We start from the raw sequence: 21,592 nt of genomic DNA, 5'->3' as shown, positions 1-21,592 counted from the left end.
CCGTAGAATCAAAGGGCTATGGCTACTCCGCATCCTCTCACCACGACTGCCAGTGGTGCCGACGTCCGTGTCCGCTTCTGCCCATCGCCGACGGGCCTGCCGCACGTCGGGCTGGTGCGCACGGCGCTGTTCAACTGGGCGTACGCGCGACACAACGGCGGCAAACTCGTCTTCCGCATCGAGGACACCGACGCCGCTCGTGACAGCGAGGAGAGCTATCAGCAGCTGCTCGATGCGCTGCGTTGGCTCGAGATCGACTGGGACGAGGGCGTCGAGGTCGGTGGCCCGCACGCGCCGTACCGCCAGTCCCAGCGCCATGACATCTACCGCGGCGTCATCGACAAACTGCTCGCGGCCGGAGCGCTCTACGAGAGCTTTTCGACGGCCGAGGAGATCGACGCCCGCAACGAGGCGAACGGTCGGGCGAAGCAGCTCGGATACGACAACTTCGATCGCGAGCTCACCGAGGCCCAGAAGGCGGCGTTCCGCGCCGAGGGCCGCCAGCCTGCGCTGCGACTGCGTGTGCCGGATGAGGACCTCACGTACGTCGACCTCATCCGCGGCGAAGTGACCTTCCCAGCCGGGTCATTCCCCGACTTCGTCGTCGTGCGACCGAACGGCGTACCGCTGTACACGTTCGTGAACCCGGTCGACGACGCCCTCATGGGCATCACGCACGTGCTGCGCGGCGAGGACCTCATGCCGTCGACCGCCCGGCAGCTGTCGCTGTACGCCGCCCTCATCGAAGCCGGTGTGACGACCTTCGTCCCTCGTTTCGCCCACATGCCGCTTGTGCTGGGGGAGACGGGCAACAAGAAGCTGTCCAAGCGCGACCCGCAGGCCGACCTGTTCCTGCATCGTGAGCGCGGTTTCATCCACGAAGGACTCCTGAACTACCTGGCGCTGCTGGGCTGGTCCATCGGACCGGACCGCGACGTGTTCTCGCTGGCCGAGTTCACCGCCGCATTCGACATCGACAACGTCAACCCGAACCCGGCCCGCTTCGACCAGAAGAAGGCCGAGTCGATCAACGGCGACCATATCCGGATGCTGGCCGAGAAGGACTTCGCCGAGCGGATCGTCCCGTACCTCGCTGCGGCCGGCCTGTTCGACGAGCCCACGCACGAGCAGCTGGTGCTGGCGTTCCGCGCGGCGCCGCTGGTGCAGGAGCGCGTGCAGCTGCTGGGGGACGTTCCCGGCATGCTCGGCTTCCTGTTCACGGACGAGGTCTCGTACGACGCCGACGCGCTCAAGGGCCTGCCCGCCAACAGCGCGGAGGTGCTGGATGCCTGCATCGCCGCTCTCGAGCCCGTCACCGACTTCACCCCGCAGGTGATTCAGGACGCGCTTGCAAAGGCTCTGGTCGAAGACCTCGAGCTCAAGCCGCGGGTGGCCTACGGTCCGCCGCGTGTCGCGATCACCGGTCGCCGCGTGTCGCCGCCGCTGTTCGAGTCGATGGAACTGCTCGGCAAGGACGCGACGCTCGCGCGCCTGCGAGGACTCTCGCAGGTCCTCGCCGGCTGACGACGCGCCCGGGCGGCGCCTGCGGGCCTCGTTTTGGCGTTATGGCCGCCGCTCGGGTAAGCTTGACTCTCGGTGCGAAGCTCAGTTTTCGCCCTTGGGGTATGGTGTAATTGGCAACACAGCGGTTTCTGGTACCGCCATTCTTGGTTCGAGTCCAGGTACCCCAGCATTGATGAGATCCCCGCTTCGGCGGGGATTTCGTGCATCCGGGCCAGTAGCATCCTGGGTATGGCCATCAAGCTGGAGAACGTCGGCATCGCCGTCCGCGACCTCGACGAGGCCATCTCGTTCTTCGAGGAACTCGGACTCACCGTCCTCGGACGGGACACCATCAGCGGGGAATGGGCCGACACCGCGGTCGGACTCGATGGCAATCATGCGAGGATCGCCGTGCTGCAGACCCCGGACGGCAACGGGCAGCTCGAACTCTTCGAGTACATCCACCCGGCGGCGATCGAGACGGAACCCACCCTCCCCAACGAGATCGGCATGCACCGCGTCGCGTTCTCGGTCGACGACATCGACGCGGCGCTCGAGATCGCCGCGCGGCACGGATACCACCCCCTGCGCGGGGTCGCGAACTACGAAGACGTCTACAGGCTCACGTACCTCCGCGGTCCCAGCGGGATCCTCCTGATGCTCGCCCAGGATCTGCGCGCGACCTGACGCGGATACACGAAAGGCCCCGGTCGCGTGAACGCGACCGGGGCCTTTCGGATCAGATCAGAGGGCGCGGATGTTCGTCGCCTGGGGGCCCTTGGGGCCCTGCTCCGTGTCGAACTCGACCTTCTGCGCTTCCTCGAGGTTGCGGTGTCCGCTGCCTGCGATCGCGCTGAAGTGCGCGAACAGGTCTGCGGAGCCGTCATCGGGAGCGATGAAGCCGTAGCCCTTGTCGGAGTTGAACCATTTGACAGTGCCAGTGGCCATGCTGTGTTTCCTTTGTGTGTTCGTGGGCCAGTATGCGGCCCGTCATACTCTGCCGAATGATTCGACGGAGCAGTCTGTGTGCCCTCGGGCTGACGGCGGCAGTCGTTGCGGCCGTGACGGTGAGGGATGAGTTGGAGGATGAAAGGGAGAAGCAGTCACCTGCGCGATGCGCATTCGGACTGATGGAAAGTCAGAGAGCCCGACCGCCATCGTGTAGTTGTGTGTTCAGCCTAGCCCATACTGCCTGCGAACATGCCGGGCGTGTCACAAATGCGTCATGAAACGATGGATGCATGAGCTCAGCGAACCTGACCCGCCAGGAGACAGCAGCGCGATCCGCGGATGTCACTGTGCACAGCATCCGCGTCGAACTGGATCTCACGGACGCCCCCGACCCGAGCCGCACGGGATTCCCGAGCACGACCACGCTGAGTTTCGATGCGTCGACGGACGCCACCTGGATCGACTTCATCGGGGAATCGGTCGATGCCGTGATCCTCAACGGCGAAGAGCAGATCGTGGATCACGACGGCGCTCGCATCCGGATCACCGGGCTCGCGGCAGCCAACTCCGTCACGATTCGTGCGACGGGGGCGTACAGCCGCTCCGGCGAAGGTCTGCACAGGTTCGTCGACCCGGTCGACGGCGCGACGTACCTGTACACGCAGTATGAGCCCGCCGATGCGCGTCGGGTCATGGCGTGCTTCGAGCAGCCCGACATGAAGGCGTCCTATGCGTTCGTCGTGCACGCACCAGCCGGATGGCAGGTGCTCTCCAATCAGGCGCCGGCATCCACGCTCATCGACGGGACAGTGCAGACGGTGGAGTTCGCTCCGACGCTGCCGATCTCCAGTTACATCACCGCAGTGGCAGCCGGTCCTTATCACCGGGTCGAAGGCTCGTGGCAGCGCGGCGACCAGATCGTGGACCTCGGCATCCTGTGCCGTGCATCGCTCGCCCAGCACCTGGAAGCGGACGAGATCATGACCGTCACGCAGCAGGGGCTCGACTTCTTCACCGACGCGTTCGCGTATCCGTACCCGTGGGGGAAGTACGACCAGATCTTCGTCCCGGAGTACAACCTCGGTGCGATGGAGAACCCCGGACTCGTCACGTTCACCGAGGCGTACATCCCCCGGGGCGCCGCCACCGACGCTCAGCGCGCCGGGCGGGCGAACACGATCCTGCACGAGATGGCGCACATGTGGTTCGGGGATCTCGTGACGATGCGCTGGTGGGACGACCTGTGGCTGAAGGAGTCGTTCGCCGACTACATGGGCTCGCATTCCTCGGCCGCGGCGACCCGTTTCACGGATGCCTGGGTGACCTTCGCCAACCGCCGCAAGGCCTGGGCGTATCAGCAGGATCAGCTGCCGACGACGCATCCCATCGTCGCCGACATCCCCGATCTCGAGGCGGCCAAGCTCAACTTCGACGGCATCACCTACGCGAAGGGCGCTTCGGTGCTCAAGCAGCTGGTCGCCTTCGTCGGAGAGGACGACTTCTTCGAGGGTGCGCGGCGCTACTTCGCCGCGCACGCGTTCGGCAACACGACGCTCGAGGATCTGCTCATCCAGCTCGAGGAGGTCTCGGGCCGCGACGTGCGCGCCTGGTCGCGTGCGTGGCTCGAGACGACGGGGGTCTCGACGCTCCGACTGGAGACGGATGCCGATGGGCGCCGGATGCTGGTGCAGACCGAACCTCGTCCGCATCGCCTGCGGATCGGCCTGTACGACCTCGTCGACGACCGGCTGGCGCTGCGGGAGAAGACGGAGGTGGACATCGCTGAGGCGCGCACCCCGGTGGACCTGCCCGACGCGGACCTCGTGCTGATCAACGACGACGATCTCACGTACGCCAAGGTGCGCCTGGATGAGCGCTCGCTCGTGACCGTGGCGTCGGCACTGTCGACGCTGGGCGATGCCCTCGCCCGTGGACTCGTCTGGTCGGCGCTGTGGAACGCCACGCGCGACGGCGAGCTCCCTGCCGGACGATATCTGGAGATCGTCCGCACCCACGCGGCGGCGGAGGAGAACATCTCGCTGCTCACCGGTGTGCTGGCCAATGCGGCCTTCACGCTCAGTCACTACGTCCCGGAGTCGGCGCGCGCCGACGAGCGGGCCGCCTGGTCGCGTACGACCGAGCAGGCGCTGGATGCCGCCGACGCCGGCAGCGATGCGCAGCTCTCCTGGGCACGGGCATTCGCCGCAGCATCCGCATACGATGCGGGCACCGCTGACCGGGTGCGCACGGTCCTGGCAGGTGAAGGGCCGGAAGGGCTTCCTGTCGATCCCGAGCTGCGCTGGGCCTTCCTCACGGCGCTTGCGACGGTCGGAGCTCTCGACGCCACCGAGATCGCGGCCGAACTGGCGAACGATGACACCGCCGACGGGCGGACGGCCTCGATCCGCGCGCTGGCCGCGCGCCCGGATGCTGTGGTGCGGGATGCCGCGTGGACCGCTGCGTGGACGGACACGAGCCTCTCCAACGATCACCTGGATGCGACGATCGGCGGGTTCCGTGCCGGTGGCCGCCGCGATCTCGTCGCCGGGCACGATGCCGAGTACTTCGCGCGTATCCGTCCGGTGTGGGCGCAGCGCAGCATCGAGCTCGCATCGCGACTGGTGACAGGATTGTTCCCGCAGGCGGAGTCGCTCGAGCTCGTGGACGGGTGGCTCGCGGAGAACGATGACGCACCGGGCGCACTGCGTCGGCTCGTGATCGAGCAGCGCGATCATCTGGCGCGCGATCTCCGCGTGCGCGCGGCGCAGAGCTGAGCACCCGGCGTCGTCGACTAGAGGTCGGCGACGCCGAGTTCCGCGAGCTTCGCTTTGCCGACGGCGGTGATCCTCAGCGCGCGATCGTCGCGGCGACGTCGGACCCAGTCGCTCTCGATCATCGCGTCCAGAAGTGCACGTCCGAGTCTGCCGGCGATGTGCGGTCGACGTTCGGTCCAGTCCGCGCATGGTCGGACGGCGGCGCGGCGGGAAGGGGGCCAGGCGAGCGCGATGCCGAGATCGTGGGAGATCGGGTCGATACCGCCGTCGACGAGAGTCCATGATCCGGAGTCGGCACGGACCCACCCACGTTCGAGGGTGATGTCCGTGATCGCGACGCCGACGCGTCCGGCCAGGTGGTCGTAGCAGGATCTGGCTTCGCGCATCGCGGTTCGTCGATCGAAGCCCCTGAGGGAGCTCACCGGCGCCTCTCCGGACAATCGCACGAGGGCCTCGATCGCGTCGGCGACCTCGGGTCCGGCCAGCCGCGCCATCCGGCTGCGTCCGCGTCTCTCTATCCGGATCAGGCCGGCGTCCTCCAGTCGCGACAGGTGCGCGCTGGTGGTCGACGGTGCGATACCGGTTCGCGCGGCGAGTGCGCCGGCCGGCAAGGGCGGCCCGCCGAGCAGCTCGTGCAGGATGCGCAGGCGAGCCGGTTCGGCGATGACCCGGCCCAGCTCATCGAGAGGGAGAGTGGACACGTCGGTCATCGTAATGCCGCTCTGGCCGCCTCCGGATCATCGACGACGAACACCTTCCGATTGTCATGGTCGCTGTACTGCACCTGGAGCTCCACACCGGCCGCGGCGAGGCGATGCATCATCCTGCCGAGTTCACCGGGGACATCCGCGTCGAGAGGGACGATGACCGTCTCGCGCACGCGCACGCCCTCGAAGCCTGCACGATGCAGAGCCTCGGCCGCGGCATCCGCATCGTCGACGAGGTAGTGGGCGACTCCGCTCCACATGCCGCCGCCCTCGAGGCCGACACCCGCAGCTCCGAGGACTTCGCCGGCCCTCGCGAGCGAGGCGGCGCCGTCCGGCACCGCGATCGCGATATCCGTCATGCGATGATCTCCACTTCGGCGGTGATCGTCACGGGGGCGGCCAAGCTGTTCGCGATGAAGCACTGCTCGTGCGCATCCTGCAGCAGTGCCTGCACTGTCGCCTCGTCGGTGCCGCGCGCCACGATCTTCACGTCGAGAGTCACCTCGGTGATGCGCATCGGCGATGAATCGGCCGGCATCACCGCGCGTGCCGAATCGGTGCAGTGGACGATGTCCACGTGCGCGAGCGCTGCGACGGCCAGGAACGAGAGCAGCTGGCACGAGCTCGCGGCGGCGAGGAGGAGCTGCTCCGGGTTCGCCAACCGAGCGTCTCCTCGGAAGACGCTGTCCGCGCTCAGCGTGAGCGTGACGTCGTCGTTGATCGCCACCGTGTGCGTTCGGTCGTACGCGCGGTACCCGACGCCGGTGCTGCCGGACCAGTCAAGTCCGGTCGTGTAGATGTGATCGGTCATGCGCCCATGATGGCTCAGCGACGTTTCGGTGGCGGACGAAGTGTTCGACGTCGCTGAGGATCAGTGTGCTGTCGGTGCAGCCTTCGTGACATGCATCCCCATGACGGTGCGGACGATCCACGGATGAGCGTGGTCGTCGGCGATGTGCGTCATCCCGAGATTCTCCGCGACACCGCGCGACGCGACGTTGTCGGGGTGGATGATCGCCGTCAGAAGTGCTGGGGCGAAGGCATCCCGAACGAGGTCGACGCACGCCGTCGCGGCCTCCGTGGCGAAGCCCTGGCGCTGACGGTCCGTCCGCACGTGATAGCCGACTTCGCGGACCGGGATGCCGTTGTAGGACTGCCACGTGATACCGCAGTCGCCGACGAACTCGCCGGAGTGGGTTTCGATGATCCAGAGGCCGTGGCCGTGCTCCGCGTAGCGCGACTGCTGGTTGGCGATCCACGCCGCGCTTTCGTCGCGAGTTCTCGGTGCGGGGTAGTACGCCATGACTTCGGGATCGCCGAGCAGCGCCGCCATCGCCTCGAGGTCGTCAGCGGTCATCTCTCGAAATCGCAGGCGCGACGTGGGCTGGGGGAGCAGCCGATCAGGTTCGCTCACAGATCGAGCGATTCGCCCGGCTCGAGGACGAAGAACTCTCCGCCCTCCTGCTCGGTCGCCCATTGCAGACGCGCTCGATGCATGTTCTTGCCGATGACGGACAGCGTCATGTCGTGAACGCCGAATGCGCGTCGGGGTTTCACGGCGAGGACGAAATCCATCGCCTCGCCGATCTTCAGCCACGGTGCGCCGAGCGGGGCGGCGAGCGTGTCGACAGCGACGTCGGCCGGGATCGCGTAGGAATCTCCCGGGTAGTAGAGCTCATCGTTCACCAGGACGCCGAGATTCTGGATCTCGGGCAGCGACTCGTGGATGACCGCGTGCTCGCCGCCGAAGAAGCGCAGAGCGAAGTGCCCGGCCGTGACCGTGTCACCGGCGGAGACGATCGTGATCTCGTGGTCGGTTGCGGCGGCCGCGACCCCTGCCGGTGCGAACACCGGGATGCCAGGAACGTCACGCAGGATCCGGTCGAGGTGCTCCGGCGTCCAATGGTCCGGATGCTCGTGGGTGATCACCACGGCGACGACGTCGCCGAGATCGTCGAGCGGTGTCGTGAACGAGCCGGGGTCGACGATCAGAGTGTCGCCGCTCTCGTCGATGCGGAGCGTGGCGTGTTCGTACTTGGTGACGCGCATGTGAAGAGTCAACTCCGTCCCGGCGCGCGCGGCAAACCCGATTTCGGTGCGCCACGCCCGGGATCTGTGCGAGCCCGGCCTCGATTTTGCGGAGCGAGAAATGCCGTGGCATACTTGAACGGTTGTCGCGGGACGGAAACGTTCCGCAAGACGGCCCCATCGTATAGCGGCCTAGTACGCCGCCCTCTCACGGCGGTAACGCGGGTTCGAATCCCGCTGGGGTCACCGCAACACGGAAAACCCTCGGCTCAGCCGAGGGTTTTCGCGTATCCAGGACGATCACGCCGGGTCGAGGGAATCGACGGCGCCGTCCGCGAGCCGGCCACCCAGAGTGCTGTCACTGTCCCGACCAGCGCGAGACCCGCCAGGACGACATCCAGCCCGTAGGCCGTTATGGCGAGGATCGGAACCACGAACAGCAGTACGGCCACGACGGTCGCTGCCGTCGACGGGAATCGCGGCGCTCCGGCCGGCGGTACCCGCTCGAAACGCACGAGCCAGAGCGACAGCAGCCAGACGACCACGAGCACGAGGATCAGGAACGGCACGCGCGTCCACCACCACTGCGGGCTTCCTGGCGCAGGCAATGGCAGCGGCAGGATCAGCTGGATGCCGGTGAGCACCATGATCACCGGCAGATGCCACAGGTAGATGGTCATCAACCGCGAACCAAGTAGGAACACGATGCCCTGCGCGGCCTTCAGACGCATCAGTGCGGTCAGCGGTGCGTGCAGCAGGGTCAGAGCGGCTGCCTGGACGACCGCGAACACCGCCATGGTCGCCGTCGGCGGCCACTGGTTGCCGAGCATGCTCCAGGAGTACCCGCCCAGCGACACGAGCCCCCACTGCAGGGCGTACCCGCCGCCGATGACGATCAGCAGCTGCCACCACCGTCGACGCGCGAACCAGCCGTCGTAGAGGAAGAAGCCCACCTGCTGGGCGAACAGCCACACGAACATCACGTTCGGGATGCCGAAGATCTCCTGCCCCAGTCCGTACCCGTTCGGAGGCACCGGTTCTATTCCCAGCATCCCTCCGACCACGATGAAGCGCACGGCGTCGACGGCCAGCATCGCCGCGAGCAGTCCGACCAGCACGAGCGGGCCGGAGCGCTCGTGCCACTGCATCATCGCCGGAGCGAGGGCCTGCACGATCATGTACGCCGCCAGGAACCACAGCGGTGAGCCGACGCCGATGGCGATCCCGTCGACCAGAGCGGGGTCGAGCCGGAGCGCACGAGCGGCGGCGAGGACGACCGTGAAGAACACGAACACCGCAACAGCCGGGCGCGCGAGCCGCGCGAGACGGACCCGGACGAAGACGTCGGCCGTCACGCCCTTCGCCACCGCCGATCGCCAGCCCGCGCGTGCCGCGTAGCCGCCGACCACGAAGAACAGCGGCATGATGTTCGCGATCCAGGTGACGGCGTTGAACCAGCTCTGCAGCTCGACGGTCTTCTCGATCAGCAGCGACCCGTCCGGGTTGCGCCCGACCCCGGTGAACAGGATGTGCACGAACACGACGAGCACCACGCAGAAGACGCGTGCCAGATCCAGGGTGAGATCGCGTCCAGCCGGGATCATCCTCGTGTCCGCTTCGGTGCGAGTCATGACGCGACTGTAGCGCGGCATCCCGACATCATCCGGCAGCGTCGGGCGACCGCAGTGACATCTCCCGGAAGGTGCGCTTGCTCAGCGGCACCGTCATCAGAAGCGCCATCGCGCTGCCGTACAGGGCGAACGGCACCCACAGCGGCAGGATGCCGGCCAGCGCACCGAACGCGGCCATCGCGACCGGCATGAGGCAGTCGTCGCCCAGTCGCAGGATGGAGCCGAGCCGGCCGAGGAAGTCCGGGGCTGCCGTCGCGGCGAAGGTCGCACTGAGCAGAGCGGAGGCGAAGCCGGCCGTGACGCCGATGACGAGAGCACCCGCTCCGACGACGTAGGGAGAGCCGATCCCGAGCGCGACGATCCCGGCGCCCTGGACGATGAGGGCGATGAACGCTCCCCGTGCCTCATGCCGGGGCCGCCACTTCACGACGACCAGGGCGCCGATCATCGCTCCGCCGCCGACGAGCGCCTCCAGGATGCCGACGGCTTCGGCGCCCCAGCCGCGCTGGGTCGCCTGCAACGGGATGCCGATGGCGATCGCCGGCCCGACGGCGAGGTTCAAGCCGGAGAGCGCGATGACGAGCGTGCGCGTCGCGTGCTCGGTGCGCAGGTGCCGAAAGCCGTCCGTGACGCCGCGCAGCACATTCTGCTCGGTCGACGCACGAGGCAGTGCGAATCGCGGACGAAGCCACAGCACGATGAACGCGATGACGATGGTGTAGGTAAGGGTGTTCATGGCCGCGCTGCCGGTGATGCCGAAGGCTGCCACCAGAAACCCGCCGGTGGCAGCACCCGCCATGGTTCCCAGTCGGGAGAGCGTCTGGCTGAGCGCGGAGTAGGCGGGCAGATCGGCCGGCGCGACGAGCTGGCGCGGCATGGTGCCGGCGGCCGGCTCGAAGAATGCGTCGCAGAGCCCGAAAGCGACGCTGGCGATCAACAGGAGCGCGACCGTCGGCGGCGTCGCGAGGCACCAGATCGCGACCGTCACGAGCACGACGACCCGCAACGCGTTGAAGACGACCATGAGTCGTCTGGCGTTGCCGCGATCCGCGTACGCGCCGCCGATCAGCAGTACGACCGCCCGAGGTACGGTACCGGCGGCGATCACGAGACCGGCGACGGCGGGGGAGGCGATCTGCACCGCGGTCCATGCGAAGGCGATCGTGAAGACGGCGTCACCGGCGTCGGAGAGCGCCTTGACGAGCAGCCAGGTCTGCACCATCCGGTCGCGCGAGAAGGCGGGCGGCTGCCGCAGCATCCGGGGTTCGATCGTCGAGGTCATCTCACACCTCGGTGGGGAAGCCGTGGGCGAAGAAGAAGACCGGCAGACGCTCCTGTCCGTCCTCGCGGTCGATTCCCGCGCCCCACTCGTCCAGCATCGCGTTCAGGCGCTGTCCGAGGTCGCGGAGTTCGGCGGGGGTCGCCCACTTCAGCGTGTCGGTCGCGAATCCCTCGATGTCGCTGTCGCGCGATACCCGATGCCATCGCTGCAGCCGGTCCAGCTGATGGCGCACGTTCGCGCGTTGCGCCTCTCGTGCGAGCATCGCGTCGGCGGGGGAGTCGAAGTCGGATTCCGACCAGGTGATCCGGCGACGCGCCAGCTGCCACCAGCTCGTCCGCCTGTCCCCGGTGGGGTCGTCGGTCTGTTCGACGATGCCGGCCTTCTGCAGCATCCGCAGGTGGTGGCTGATGCTGCCCACCTGCGCGTCGAAGGTTTTCGCAAGCGTTCCGACCTGCGTCGCGTCGTGCAGCTGCAGGTAGTCGATGATGCGCCGGCGCAGCGGATGATGCACGGCGGTGATGACGGAGATCTCTTCCACGCAGGCAACGCTAAGCGGGAACCCGGATTCTCACAAGACTTCTTGTATACCGCGGAAAATCAAGGATCAATGCCGTTCATTCGGAAGTGCGACGCCGCCGCGCGCGCAGCACCAGCCACACGATCACCAGCACCACTGCGGCCACGGCGATCCACGGCAGCAGGAACCCGAGCGCGATCACCAGCGCGTTCAGCGACACGATCAGGCCGTTCCATCCGGCCTGCAGACCGTCCGAGAACCCGGCCGGGTCCGCCTTCATGGTCGTCGCCTCGGGCACGAGCTCGATCTGCAGGGACGACATCGCCACCTGATCTTCGAGCGCCGCCAGTTGCTGCTGGTAGGACTCCAGCTCGGCCTGCCTGTTCGTCAGGGCCACTTCCGCCTCGATCAGTTCGGTCACGGATGCCGACTGCGCCATCAGGTCGGTCAGTCGCGTCACCGACGCTTCCAGCGTCTCGACGCGCGCCCGCAGGTCGATAGCGGTCGAGGTGACGTCCTGTTTCGTGAGGGACGACGACTGCACCGCGCCGATGTCGCCGAGCTGAGAGATCACCGCGGTGAGATCGGCAGACGGCACCCGGATGCTGACCCACCCGTACCCGTCGCCCGGCGGAACCGGCATGGAGGCATCGATACCCTCCGTCGGGGAGGCCTTCGAGACGCTCGTGCTCTCGACGTATCCGCCGTGCTCCTCGGCGATGTCGCCGATCGCGCTGACGGATGACGGCACGTCGGCGACCTCGACCGTTGCGGATGCCGAGGCGATGATCTCGCGGTCGGCGGCGGCATCCAACTGGAACTCCGCGTCGACGGACCCGACGTCATCCAGTGCAGCGCCGTCCTGATCTGTCGTGGCCGACTCGGCGGACATCTCGGGCACAGCGCCACCGGACGAGCTCTCCTCCGTACTCATGTCGGCGGTCGTGGACGACGGCATCACGGCGTTCATGATCGGGGGAGTGATCAGGATGCCGAGGGCGAACGCCGCGGCGATGCCCGCACCGGTCAGCCAGCGCCGACGGCGCTGCCGTGACCGTGCGGATGCTGCGACGACTCTCGCAGGCTCGTCGGCGATCCGGTCGAACACCGCATCCTCGATGCGGGCCACGGCCTCGTCGGACAGCTCCGGAAGAGCAGTGCTCTGCTCGTTCATGCGTCTCTCACTTCCTTGACGGCGCCACGCAGCTGCGTGCGCACTCGAGAGAGACGGTTGCGGACGACCGCATGGCTGACGCCGAGCTCATCGGCGGCGGCCTGGTAGGCGTAGCCCTCTGATGCGCACAGTCGGAAGATCTCGCGGTCGAGCTCGCCGAGCGTGCCGATCTCGGCGGCGATGCGCTCGGCCAGTTCGGCCGAGATGACCTGATCCTCGACGCTCACCGTGTCGGCGATCGTCTCATCGGGAGTCTCGGCCGTGTGCTCGCGGTCGCGGATCCGTCGGCGCAGGCGATTGGCCGCCTGGAACCGGCAGATCGTCGCCAGCCACGGCAGGATCGACTCGCCGGCCAGCTCGAGCTTCGGAAGCTTTCGCCAGGCGACGACGAAGGTCTCCTGCGTGACATCCTCGGCATCCACGACCGATCCGAGAATGCCGTGCGCGATCCAGTAGACCGGGCGGACGTGCGCGCGGTAGATCGCACGGAAGGCGCTCTCGTCGCCCGCCGCGGCCCTGGCCGCCCATTCCTGGTCTTCCGATCGCTCAGGCATCCTGCTCCGTTCGGTGTCTCTCACCTCGGAAGTGTCGAAGGATGCCCCATCGTCTCAGAAACCGCCTGCGCTCAGTGAGTGGCCTCGTGATGTGCGGCGATCGCCGTCTTCTGGGACATCCGGTCGATCCACGCGAGGGCGAGCGCCGAGACGATGAACACCATGTGGATGACGACCTGCCACAGCACGCCCGTCGGCGTGTAATTGCCGAGGCCGTCCACCTCGCTCTCCTTGACACCGTCCGCGTCCATGTTCCCCACGGCGATGAAGGTCTTGAGCAGATGGATCGACGAGATGCCGATGATCGCCATCGCGAGCTTGACCTTGAGGACGTTCGCGTTGACGTGCGACAGCCACTCCGGCTGATCGGGATGCCCTTCGGTGTTGATGCGCGACACGAACGTCTCGTACCCGCCGATGATCACCATGATCAACAGGTTCGCGATCATGACGACGTCGATCAGGCCGAGCACGCTGAGCATGATCGTCGCTTCATTGATGTGCGTGATGTTGCCGAAGACATCGTCGGCGATCAGATGCCAGAGCTCCACCATGAAGACGACGACGTAGATCACCTGGGCGACGATCAGGCCGAGATACAGCGGAGCCTGCAGCCAGCGGCTGACGAAGATGAGGGATGCGATGGCGCGCGCCCAGCCGTTGCGCGGGGTGGTCTCGAGCGGGTCGGCGGAGGTGTCGATCTGAGAGGTCACGGCGACTATTCCATCATGTCCGGTCGGCGGGCTGAACCTCCGCTACGATGAATACCTGCGAGAGGGAGTATCCCGTCCTCGCGCCCTCGTCATCACGAGCACCGACAGCGTTGCTCCGGGGGCGCGGCGCACCTGGTGCGTGGGAGAGACTTTCGGTCCGTTTCCCTACCCTCTCGAAAGGTGCCGTGCGCCCTTGAACATCCCCGTCTGGTTCGAGGTCACCTCCCTGGTGGTCCTGACTCTCATCCTCATCGGAGACCTTCTTCTGGTGCGGCTGCGTCCGCACATTCCCTCGACGAAGGAATCATCCCTCTGGGTGGCCTTCTACGTCGGCCTGGCCGTGATCTTCGCCGGCCTGCTCTACTTCATCGCCGGCGGCCAGTACGCCGGTGAGTTCCTCACAGGCTGGGCTCTCGAGTACAGCCTGTCGATCGACAACCTGTTCGTCTTCGTCCTGATCATGGCGCAGTTCGCGGTTCCGCGGCGCCTGCAGCAGCAGGTGCTGATGGTCGGAATCATCATCGCGCTCGTCCTGCGGGGCATCTTCATCCTTGCCGGCGTCGCGATCATCGAGAACTTCTCGCCGATCTTCTACCTGTTCGGCGCGTTCCTCATCTGGACCGCGATCCGCCAGGCGATGCCGGAGGGCGATCACGAGGGAGAGGCCAAGCGCGAGAACTTCATCGTGCGCGTGCTGCGCCGTCGCATCGACATCAGCGAGGAGTACGACGAGGGGAAGCTGCGCACCACCGTCGACGGCAAGCGGATGTGGACGCCGATGATCATCGTCTTCGTCGCGATCGGCGTCACCGACCTGATGTTCGCGATCGACTCGATCCCGGCGATCTTCAGCATCACCCAGAACAGCTTCCTGGTGTTCACCGCGAACATCTTCGCGCTCATGGGTCTGCGCCAGCTGTACTTCCTTCTCGGCGACCTGCTCGACCGCCTGCGCTACCTGCATTACGGCATCGCCGTCATCCTGGGCTTCATCGGCATCAAGCTGATCCTGCACGCGATGCACGTCAACGAGCTGCCGTTCATCAACGGCGGCGAGCACATCGAGTGGGCCCCGGACATCCCGATCTGGCTGTCCCTCACGGTGATCGTCGTCGCCATGGGCGCCGCCACGGTCGCCAGCCTCATCGCATCCGCGAACGACAAGCGTCGTGCGCCGGAGGAACTGCACCCCGAGCCTCCGACGCACTGACCGGCGTCACAGGGCGGAGCCACCCGCCGCAGCGGTGTAAACTGACCGACATGCGGCGGGTGGTTCTTCTTCTTAGCAGCCGCGACGAGACCTCGTTCTAAGGCCTTTCTCGTCGCGGTGTCCAGCGTGGGCCGCCCTGCGAATCCCGGAGACGAAAGACGCATGACCATCGACGCATCAGACATTCCCGCCCGCCCTCGCACGCTCGCCGAGAAGGTCTGGGATGACCACCTCGTCGTCAAGGGCGAGAACGGCGAACCCGATCTCATCTACATCGACCTGCACCTGGTCCACGAGGTCACCAGCCCGCAGGCCTTCGACGGGCTGCGCACCGAAGGACGGCCGCTGCGCCGGCTCGACCTGACGATCGCGACCGAGGATCACAACACCCCGACGCTCGACATCGACAAGCCGATCGCCGACCTCACCAGCCGCACGCAGATTGAGACGCTGCGCCGCAACGCCGAGGAGTTCGGCGTCCGCATCCACTCGCTCGGCGACGCCGAGCAGGGCATCGTGCACGTGGTGGGGCCGCAGCTCGGCCTCACGATGCCGGGCATCACGGTCGTCTGCGGCGACTCGCACACCTCGACGCACGGCGCGTTCGGCGCGATGGCGTTCGGCATCGGCACCAGCGAGGTCGAGCACGTCATGGCGACCCAGACGCTGCCGCTCAAGCCCTTCAAGACCATGGCCATCACGGTCGAGGGCGCGTTGAAGCCGGGCGTGAGCGCCAAGGACATCATCCTCGCCGTGATCGCGAAGATCGGCACCGGCGGCGGTCAGGGCTACGTCCTGGAGTTCCGCGGCAGCGCGATCCGCGCCCTCTCCATGGAGGGGCGCATGACGATCTGCAACATGTCGATCGAGGCCGGCGCACGCGCCGGAATGGTCGCGCCGGATGAGACGACCTTCGCGTACGTCAAGGACAAGCCGCACGCACCCCAGGGCCAGGACTGGGACGATGCCGTCGCCTACTGGCGGACGCTCCCCACCGACGAGGGCGCCGTCTTCGACGCCGAGGTGTTCATCGACGCGAACGAGCTCGAGCCGTTCGTCACCTGGGGGACCAACCCAGGACAGGGCAGTTCGCTCTCGGCATCCGTACCGGATCCGGCTGCGATCGCCGACCCGAACGAGCGCGCCGCCGCAGAGCGTGCGCTGGAATACATGGCGCTCACCCCCGGCACGCCGTTGAAGGAGGTGCCGGTGGACGCCGTGTTCATGGGCTCCTGCACCAACAGCCGCATCGAGGATCTGCGCGCGTTCGCGTCGATCGTGAAGGGACGCAAGAAGGCCGAGGGCGTCCGGGTGATGGTCGTCCCCGGCTCCGCACGCGTGCGTCTCGAGGCCGAGGCCGAAGGCCTCGACAAGGTCTTCATCGACTTCGGCGCCGAGTGGCGATTCGCCGGCTGCTCGATGTGCCTGGGGATGAACCCGGATCAGCTGGCACCGGGGGAGCGCTGCGCCTCGACATCCAACCGCAATTTCGAGGGACGACAGGGCAAGGGCGGGCGCACCCACCTGGTGTCACCGCTCGTCGCCGCGGCCACTGCCGTGCGCGGAACCCTGTCCAGCCCGAGCGATCTCGCGCCCGCCGACGAGCTGATCGGAGCCTGACCATGGAGAAGTTCACCACGCACACAGGTATCGCAGCCCCGCTGAAGCGATCGAACGTCGATACCGACCAGATCATTCCTGCGGTCTTCCTCAAGCGGGTCACCAAGACCGGCTTCGACGACGCGCTCTTCCACGCCTGGCGGCAGGACCCGGAGTTCGTGCTCAACCAGGACACGTTCCAGGGGGCATCCGTCCTTGTCGCGGGTTCGGATTTCGGTACGGGGTCCAGCCGTGAACACGCCGTCTGGGCGCTGCGCGACTTCGGCTTCGCCGTGGTCCTCAGCCCGCGATTCGCCGACATCTTCCGCGGAAACTCCGGCAAGCAGGGCCTGCTCGCCGCGACCATCTCGGAAGAGGACCTGGAGACGATCTGGGCCCTGATCGACGAGGATCCCGGCCGCAGCATCACGGTCGATCTCGAGGCGCGCACAGCTACTATCGGTGAGTTCCAGGCCACGATCGGCGTGGACGATTACACTAGATGGCGGCTCCTCGAAGGGCTCGATGACATCGGGCTCACGCTGCGCAACGAAGACAAGATCGCGCAGTTCGAGGCCCGTCGCGAATCGTGGCGGCCACGGACCATCCCCGTTCTCTGAGCGCGGACCGTGAGCCCGGGGCATCCGCCCCAACGGCACGTGCCGTGATCCGTGGAAATGAAGTGAGGCCCCGAATGACGACACCCCTGCGCGACGTACTCCAGGACGGCCTTCCCGCTCTGAGCGGAGATGTCATCGCCATCCGCGGAGGACACCCGCTCCGGGGCCGCGTCGATGTGAAGGGCGCCAAGAACCTCGCCACGAAGGCGATGGTCGCGACGCTCCTCGGCGAAACCGCCAGCACCCTGCGCGATGTGCCCGATCTCAGCGACGTCGCCGTGGTGCGCTCACTGCTCGAGGTCCACGGCGTCCGCGTGGAGGAGGGCGACGAGCCCGGCTCGCTCATCTTCGACCCCAGTGGCGTCGAGTCGGCCCACATGGAGGAGATCGACGCGCACGCGGGTGCCTCGCGGATTCCGATTCTGTTCTGCGGACCGCTGCTGCACCGTCTCGGCCAGGCATTCATCCCCGACCTCGGAGGATGCCGCATCGGCGACCGTCCGATCGATTTCCACCTCGACGCGCTCCGCAAGTTCGGCGCCGTCGTCGAGAAGCTCCCCAGCGGCATCCGCCTGTCGGCACCGCAGCGCCTCCACGGCGCGAGCATCCACCTGCCGTACCCCAGCGTCGGTGCGACCGAGCAGGTGCTGCTCACGGCGGTGCGCGCCGAGGGCACGACCGAACTGCGCAACGCGGCCATCGAGCCGGAGATCATGGACCTGATCGCCGTGCTGCAGAAGATGGGCGCGATCATTTCCTACGAGCCGAACCGCGTCATCCTCATCGAGGGTGTCGACACACTCCGCGGCTACGACCACCGCTCGATCTTCGATCGCAACGAGGCCGCGTCCTGGGCATCCGCAGCGCTGGCCACCGACGGCGAGATCTTCGTCGGAGGGGCGAAGCAGCAGGAGATGCTGACGTTCCTCAACGTCTTCCGCAAGGCCGGCGGCTGGTTCGACATCCAGGAGGACGGCATCCTGTTCCGCCGCGGCGGAGACCTGCAGCCCGTGATCGTCGAGACCGACGTGCACCCCGGCTTCATGACCGACTGGCAGCAGCCGCTCATCGTCGCGCTCACGCAGGCCGAGGGCCGTTCGATCGTCCACGAGACGGTCTACGAGAACCGGTTCGGCTTCACCCAGGCTCTGGTCAAGATGGGCGCCGACATCGTCGTGCACCCGCACGGACTGCAGAACGGACCGCGTCGTGTGCCGCGCCGCGAGCTGGAGCAGGCCGCCGTCATCACGGGGCCGACCCCGCTGCACGGCGCCGACATCGTCGTGCCCGACCTGCGCGGCGGGTACAGCCACGTGATCGCGGCGCTCACCGCCCAGGGCCAGTCCCAGGTCTCGGGCGTCGACATCCTCAGCCGCGGATACGAGAAGTTCCTGGACAAGCTCGACGCTCTCGGCGCCGACTTCGACGTCGTCCGGTGAGCGCCATGGGCTCCCGGTCACCCGAGAAGTCCCGCCCGAGCGTCTGGTGGCTGCTCGCCGCCGTCGTCCTTCCGTTCATGTCCTACCTGACGAAGATGACGTTCGTCGGGAAGGAGAAGCTGCCGAGGGACGGTGCGTTCGTGCTCGCGCCGAACCACTATTCGGAGTTCGACCCCCTCGTCGTCGCCGTCGCGGTGTGGCGTATCGGCCGCGCGCCGCGCTTCATGGCGAAGGAGAGCCTGTTCCGGGTTCCGGTGGTCGGTGCCGCTCTGCGTGCGACCGGGATGATCCCGGTCGCTCGCACGGCGTCCGGTGCCGCCGCGAAGCAGACCATGGCGCAGGCGAAGGACCTCGTCGAGCACGGCCGCGGCGTCATCGTCTACCCGGAGGGCACGCTGACGCGCGACCCCGATCTGTGGCCGATGCGCGGCAAATCCGGCGCGGTGCGCCTCGCGCTGGCCGGCGACATCCCGCTGATCCCGATGGCCCAGTGGGGCACGCAGGAGATCATGGGGCGCTACCAGAAGGGCCTGAAGCTGTGGCCGCCGCGCAAGCCGGTGCACGTCATCATCGGCGACCCGGTCGATCTCTCCGATCTGAAGGGGCGCGCCGGTGATCAGGCGGCGCTGAACGAAGCCACGACCCGGCTCATGGACGCCATCACCGCGCTGCTCGAGCAGGTCAGGCAGGAGAAGGCCCCGGCTCAGCGCTGGAATCCCACCGATCACGGCCAGAAGGAGACCGGTCGCCTTGACTCCTAGACGAACCCCCGCCGCCACGGGCCCTCAGGTCGTGGTCGTCGGCGCCGGAAGCTGGGGCACCACGTTCGGGAAGATCCTCGCCGACGGCGGCGCCAGGGTCACGATGTGGGCCCGCCGACCGGAGTTGGCGCACGAGATCGCCGAGGCCAAGCGCAACTCGCGCTACCTCCCCGGCATCAACCTTCCTCGCACGATCGACGCCACGCACGATCTGGCCAAGGCGCTCGATGGCGCAGACCAGATCTACCTCTCGGTGCCGAGCCAGACGCTGCGCGAGAACCTGAAGACGCTCCGGCCGCTGATCGAATCGAGTTCCGCTCCGATCGTCAGCCTGATGAAGGGCGTCGAGCGCGGCACCGGGCAGCGGATGAGCCAGGTGATCGAGCACGAGCTCGAGTGCGACCCGGCGCGCATCGCCGTGGCATCCGGGCCCAACCTGGCCCTCGAGATCGCCCGCGAGCAGCCGACGGCAGCGGTGATCTCCTCGACCAGCCAGGAGACGGCCGAGATCGTCGCGCGCGCGGCGCGCAACAGCTACTTCCGTACATTCGTGAACACCGACGTGATCGGCACGGAGTTCGGTGGAGTGCTGAAGAACCTCATCGCGGTCGCTATCGGCATCGTCGACGGCGTGGGATACGGCGAGAACACGAAGGCCTCGATCATCACCCGTGGGCTCGTCGAGATGACGGACTTCGCCGTCGCCTACGGCGCGCAGCCCGAGACGCTGCAGGGTCTCGCCGGTCTCGGCGACCTGATCGCGACGTGCCAGTCGCCGCTGAGCCGCAACAACACCGCCGGACGACTGCTGGGGCAGGGATACGGGTTCCAGGACGTGGTCGCGCAGATGCAGCAGACCGCCGAGGGCCTGGCATCCGTGGCGCCCATCCTGCAGCTCGCGCACGAGGCGGACGTGGAGATGCCCATCGTGCAGCAGGTGAAGATGGTGCTGGACGGCACCATGAATCCGCGCGACATCGCGCCGCACCTGACGACCGACGACGACACCCCGCAGGGGGAGAGGACCAATCATGGCAAAGCAGACGGTGGTGGTGCTCTTCGGCGGGCGTTCCAGCGAGCACTCGATCAGCTCCGCGACGGCGGGCGGGGTGCTGCGCGCGATTGACCGCGACGACTACGACGTGATCCCGGTGGGGATCACGCGCGAAGGCGCCTTCGTCCTCGAGACCGACGATCCGGACAAGTTCGCTCTGGATGCCGAGAAGCTGCCCGAGGTCGTCGACAACGGCACGCGGATGCGGTGGCCGGAGCCCGACGGCGACCGCACGCTGCGCGTCGTGCACGCCGACGGCTCCGTCGCCGATCTCGGCGAGATCGATGTGGTGCTGCCGCTGCTTCACGGCCTGCACGGCGAGGACGGCGCCATCCAGGGCTTCTTCGACGTGATCGACGTGCCCTACGCAGGCTGCGGCATCCTCGATTCCGCGATCTGCCTCGACAAGCACTTCACCAAACTGGCACTCACCGCCGCCGGCATTCCCGTTTCCCCCGGAATCACCGTCCGCAGCGCGCAGTGGGCGGCCGACCCTGACGCGGTTCGCGCACAGGTTGGCGCGCTGGGCCCCGTGGTCTTCGTCAAGCCGGCCAGCGCCGGATCGAGCGTCGGCGTCTCCCGCGTCGACGACGGCGACGGGCTCGACGCCGCGCTGAGCATCGCGTTCGCCGAAGACGACAAGGTTCTCATCGAGTCCCGTGTCGAGGGCCGCGAGATCGAGGTCGGCGTTCTGGCAGGGAGGCAGGGCGCTCGTGCCAGGGCATCGCTGCCCGGCGAAGTCGTGCTCACCTCGCGCAGCTTCTACGACTTCGAGGGCAAGTACCTCGGGGGTGACGGCGTCGAGATCGTCTGTCCTGCGGACGTCGACGACGATCTGATCGCGCAGTTGAAGGAGACGGCCGTGCGGGCCTTCGAGGCCGTGGACGGCAAGGGCCTCGCCCGCGTGGACTTCTTCGTGACGCCAGAGGGCGAGCTCGTCGTGAACGAGCTGAACACCATGCCGGGGTTCACTCCGATCTCGATGTTCCCGAAGTGCTGGATCGCCTCAGGCCTCAGCTACACCGATCTGATCACGGAGCTGGTCGAAGCCGGTCTGCGCGGCTGAGGAGCCGGG

22 protein-coding genes and 2 tRNA genes are annotated in these 21,592 nt (G+C 67.2%); 12 read left to right on the top strand and 12 right to left on the bottom strand.

The genetic code is table 11. From position 1 onward, the window contains the following. The first annotated feature begins 18 nt into the window (after positions 1-18). The 3 genes from gltX (at position 19) to AC3ANJ_RS10830 (ending at position 2,190) form a co-directional block, all read left to right on the top strand. Complete coding sequence (gltX, locus tag AC3ANJ_RS10840; RefSeq protein ID WP_488316313.1) at positions 19-1,524, top strand: glutamate--tRNA ligase; 1,506 nt, start codon at positions 19-21, stop codon at positions 1,522-1,524. A gap of 95 nt (positions 1,525-1,619) precedes the next feature. After that, positions 1,620-1,691, top strand: a tRNA-Gln gene (locus AC3ANJ_RS10835). Positions 1,692-1,752: 61 nt separating this feature from the next. Further along, positions 1,753-2,190, top strand: a complete 438-nt coding sequence (locus tag AC3ANJ_RS10830) for a VOC family protein (protein WP_488316312.1) — start codon at positions 1,753-1,755, stop codon at positions 2,188-2,190. 57 nt (positions 2,191-2,247) lie between these two features. Here the strand turns inward: AC3ANJ_RS10830 and AC3ANJ_RS10825 are convergent, their stop codons facing one another. Further along, positions 2,248-2,451 (bottom strand): cold-shock protein, encoded by a 204-nt coding sequence (locus AC3ANJ_RS10825; RefSeq protein WP_264157619.1) that lies wholly within the window; start codon positions 2,449-2,451, stop codon positions 2,248-2,250. Between the two features lie 293 nt (positions 2,452-2,744). Here AC3ANJ_RS10825 and pepN point away from each other — a divergent pair, with 293 nt between their 5' ends. Continuing rightward, on the top strand, positions 2,745-5,228 hold the full coding sequence (gene pepN / locus AC3ANJ_RS10820; RefSeq protein ID WP_488316311.1) for an aminopeptidase N: 2,484 nt from the start codon (positions 2,745-2,747) through the stop codon (positions 5,226-5,228). A gap of 17 nt (positions 5,229-5,245) precedes the next feature. Here pepN and AC3ANJ_RS10815 read toward each other — a convergent pair whose 3' ends face one another. Genes AC3ANJ_RS10815 through AC3ANJ_RS10795 form a run of 5 tightly spaced genes read right to left on the bottom strand, consistent with a single transcriptional unit; the run spans position 5,246 to position 7,984 of the window. Next, positions 5,246-5,929, bottom strand: coding sequence for an ArsR/SmtB family transcription factor (locus AC3ANJ_RS10815; protein WP_488316310.1), 684 nt, complete (start codon positions 5,927-5,929; stop codon positions 5,246-5,248). Between the two features lie 5 nt (positions 5,930-5,934). Further along, complete coding sequence (locus AC3ANJ_RS10810; protein ID WP_488316309.1) at positions 5,935-6,294, bottom strand: hypothetical protein; 360 nt, start codon at positions 6,292-6,294, stop codon at positions 5,935-5,937. Continuing rightward, positions 6,291-6,746, bottom strand: a complete 456-nt coding sequence (locus tag AC3ANJ_RS10805) for an OsmC family protein (RefSeq protein ID WP_488316308.1) — start codon at positions 6,744-6,746, stop codon at positions 6,291-6,293. Before AC3ANJ_RS10805 ends, AC3ANJ_RS10810 begins: the two co-directional genes overlap by 4 nt. 60 nt (positions 6,747-6,806) lie before the next feature. Next, the gene (locus AC3ANJ_RS10800) at positions 6,807-7,292 is read right to left on the bottom strand and encodes a GNAT family N-acetyltransferase (protein ID WP_488316307.1); all 486 of its coding nucleotides are present in this window, start codon (positions 7,290-7,292) and stop codon (positions 6,807-6,809) included. A gap of 53 nt (positions 7,293-7,345) precedes the next feature. Beyond that, positions 7,346-7,984 carry an MBL fold metallo-hydrolase gene (locus AC3ANJ_RS10795; RefSeq protein WP_488316306.1) on the bottom strand — a complete coding sequence of 213 codons (639 nt, stop codon included), beginning with the start codon at positions 7,982-7,984 and terminating at the stop codon, positions 7,346-7,348. Between the two features lie 152 nt (positions 7,985-8,136). Here AC3ANJ_RS10795 and AC3ANJ_RS10790 point away from each other — a divergent pair. Further along, a tRNA-Glu gene (locus AC3ANJ_RS10790) sits at positions 8,137-8,209 on the top strand. Between the two features lie 23 nt (positions 8,210-8,232). Here the strand turns inward: AC3ANJ_RS10790 and AC3ANJ_RS10785 are convergent. The 6 genes from AC3ANJ_RS10785 to AC3ANJ_RS10760 all read right to left on the bottom strand — a co-directional run bounded on the left by AC3ANJ_RS10785 (position 8,233) and on the right by AC3ANJ_RS10760 (position 13,834). Beyond that, positions 8,233-9,594, bottom strand: a complete 1,362-nt coding sequence (locus AC3ANJ_RS10785) for an acyltransferase family protein (RefSeq protein WP_488316305.1) — start codon at positions 9,592-9,594, stop codon at positions 8,233-8,235. A 28-nt stretch (positions 9,595-9,622) separates the two neighbouring features. Then, positions 9,623-10,876 (bottom strand): MFS transporter, encoded by a 1,254-nt coding sequence (locus AC3ANJ_RS10780; protein WP_488316304.1) that lies wholly within the window; start codon positions 10,874-10,876, stop codon positions 9,623-9,625. 1 nt (position 10,877) lies between these two features. Further along, positions 10,878-11,414, bottom strand: coding sequence for a helix-turn-helix domain-containing protein (locus AC3ANJ_RS10775; RefSeq protein ID WP_488316303.1), 537 nt, complete (start codon positions 11,412-11,414; stop codon positions 10,878-10,880). Positions 11,415-11,490: 76 nt separating this feature from the next. Beyond that, positions 11,491-12,567: a DUF4349 domain-containing protein gene (locus AC3ANJ_RS10770; RefSeq protein ID WP_488316302.1), complete on the bottom strand. Its 1,077-nt coding sequence runs from the start codon at positions 12,565-12,567 to the stop codon at positions 11,491-11,493. Further along, positions 12,564-13,121, bottom strand: a complete 558-nt coding sequence (locus AC3ANJ_RS10765) for an RNA polymerase sigma factor (RefSeq protein ID WP_488316301.1) — start codon at positions 13,119-13,121, stop codon at positions 12,564-12,566. The genes AC3ANJ_RS10770 and AC3ANJ_RS10765 overlap by 4 nt, the downstream gene beginning before the upstream one ends. 71 nt (positions 13,122-13,192) lie before the next feature. Continuing rightward, positions 13,193-13,834, bottom strand: a complete 642-nt coding sequence (locus AC3ANJ_RS10760) for a TIGR00645 family protein (RefSeq protein ID WP_488316300.1) — start codon at positions 13,832-13,834, stop codon at positions 13,193-13,195. Positions 13,835-14,027: 193 nt separating this feature from the next. On the opposite strand from AC3ANJ_RS10760, the gene AC3ANJ_RS10755 reads away from it, so the two are divergent. From AC3ANJ_RS10755 to AC3ANJ_RS10725, 7 genes are all read left to right on the top strand, one after another. Beyond that, positions 14,028-15,044, top strand: coding sequence for a TerC family protein (locus tag AC3ANJ_RS10755; RefSeq protein ID WP_488316299.1), 1,017 nt, complete (start codon positions 14,028-14,030; stop codon positions 15,042-15,044). 162 nt (positions 15,045-15,206) lie between these two features. After that, entirely contained in the window at positions 15,207-16,664 is a 1,458-nt protein-coding gene (gene leuC, locus AC3ANJ_RS10750) for a 3-isopropylmalate dehydratase large subunit (protein ID WP_488316298.1), read from the top strand. Between the two features lie 2 nt (positions 16,665-16,666). Continuing rightward, positions 16,667-17,263, top strand: a complete 597-nt coding sequence (gene leuD, locus AC3ANJ_RS10745; protein ID WP_488316297.1) for a 3-isopropylmalate dehydratase small subunit — start codon at positions 16,667-16,669, stop codon at positions 17,261-17,263. Between the two features lie 74 nt (positions 17,264-17,337). After that, complete coding sequence (gene murA, locus AC3ANJ_RS10740) at positions 17,338-18,702, top strand: UDP-N-acetylglucosamine 1-carboxyvinyltransferase (protein ID WP_406249981.1); 1,365 nt, start codon at positions 17,338-17,340, stop codon at positions 18,700-18,702. A gap of 5 nt (positions 18,703-18,707) precedes the next feature. Continuing rightward, a complete protein-coding gene (locus AC3ANJ_RS10735; protein WP_488316296.1) occupies positions 18,708-19,463 on the top strand; it encodes a lysophospholipid acyltransferase family protein in 756 nt (251 codons plus the stop codon). Next, a complete protein-coding gene (locus AC3ANJ_RS10730) occupies positions 19,453-20,589 on the top strand; it encodes an NAD(P)H-dependent glycerol-3-phosphate dehydrogenase (protein WP_406249983.1) in 1,137 nt (378 codons plus the stop codon). Before AC3ANJ_RS10735 ends, AC3ANJ_RS10730 begins: the two co-directional genes overlap by 11 nt. Continuing rightward, entirely contained in the window at positions 20,495-21,583 is a 1,089-nt protein-coding gene (locus tag AC3ANJ_RS10725) for a D-alanine--D-alanine ligase family protein (protein WP_488316295.1), read from the top strand. Before AC3ANJ_RS10730 ends, AC3ANJ_RS10725 begins: the two co-directional genes overlap by 95 nt. Positions 21,584-21,592: the final 9 nt, after the last annotated feature.

Source organism: Microbacterium sp. STRO-1N (assembly GCF_057748015.1).
This window is presented reverse-complemented; position numbering and strand designations above follow the sequence as displayed.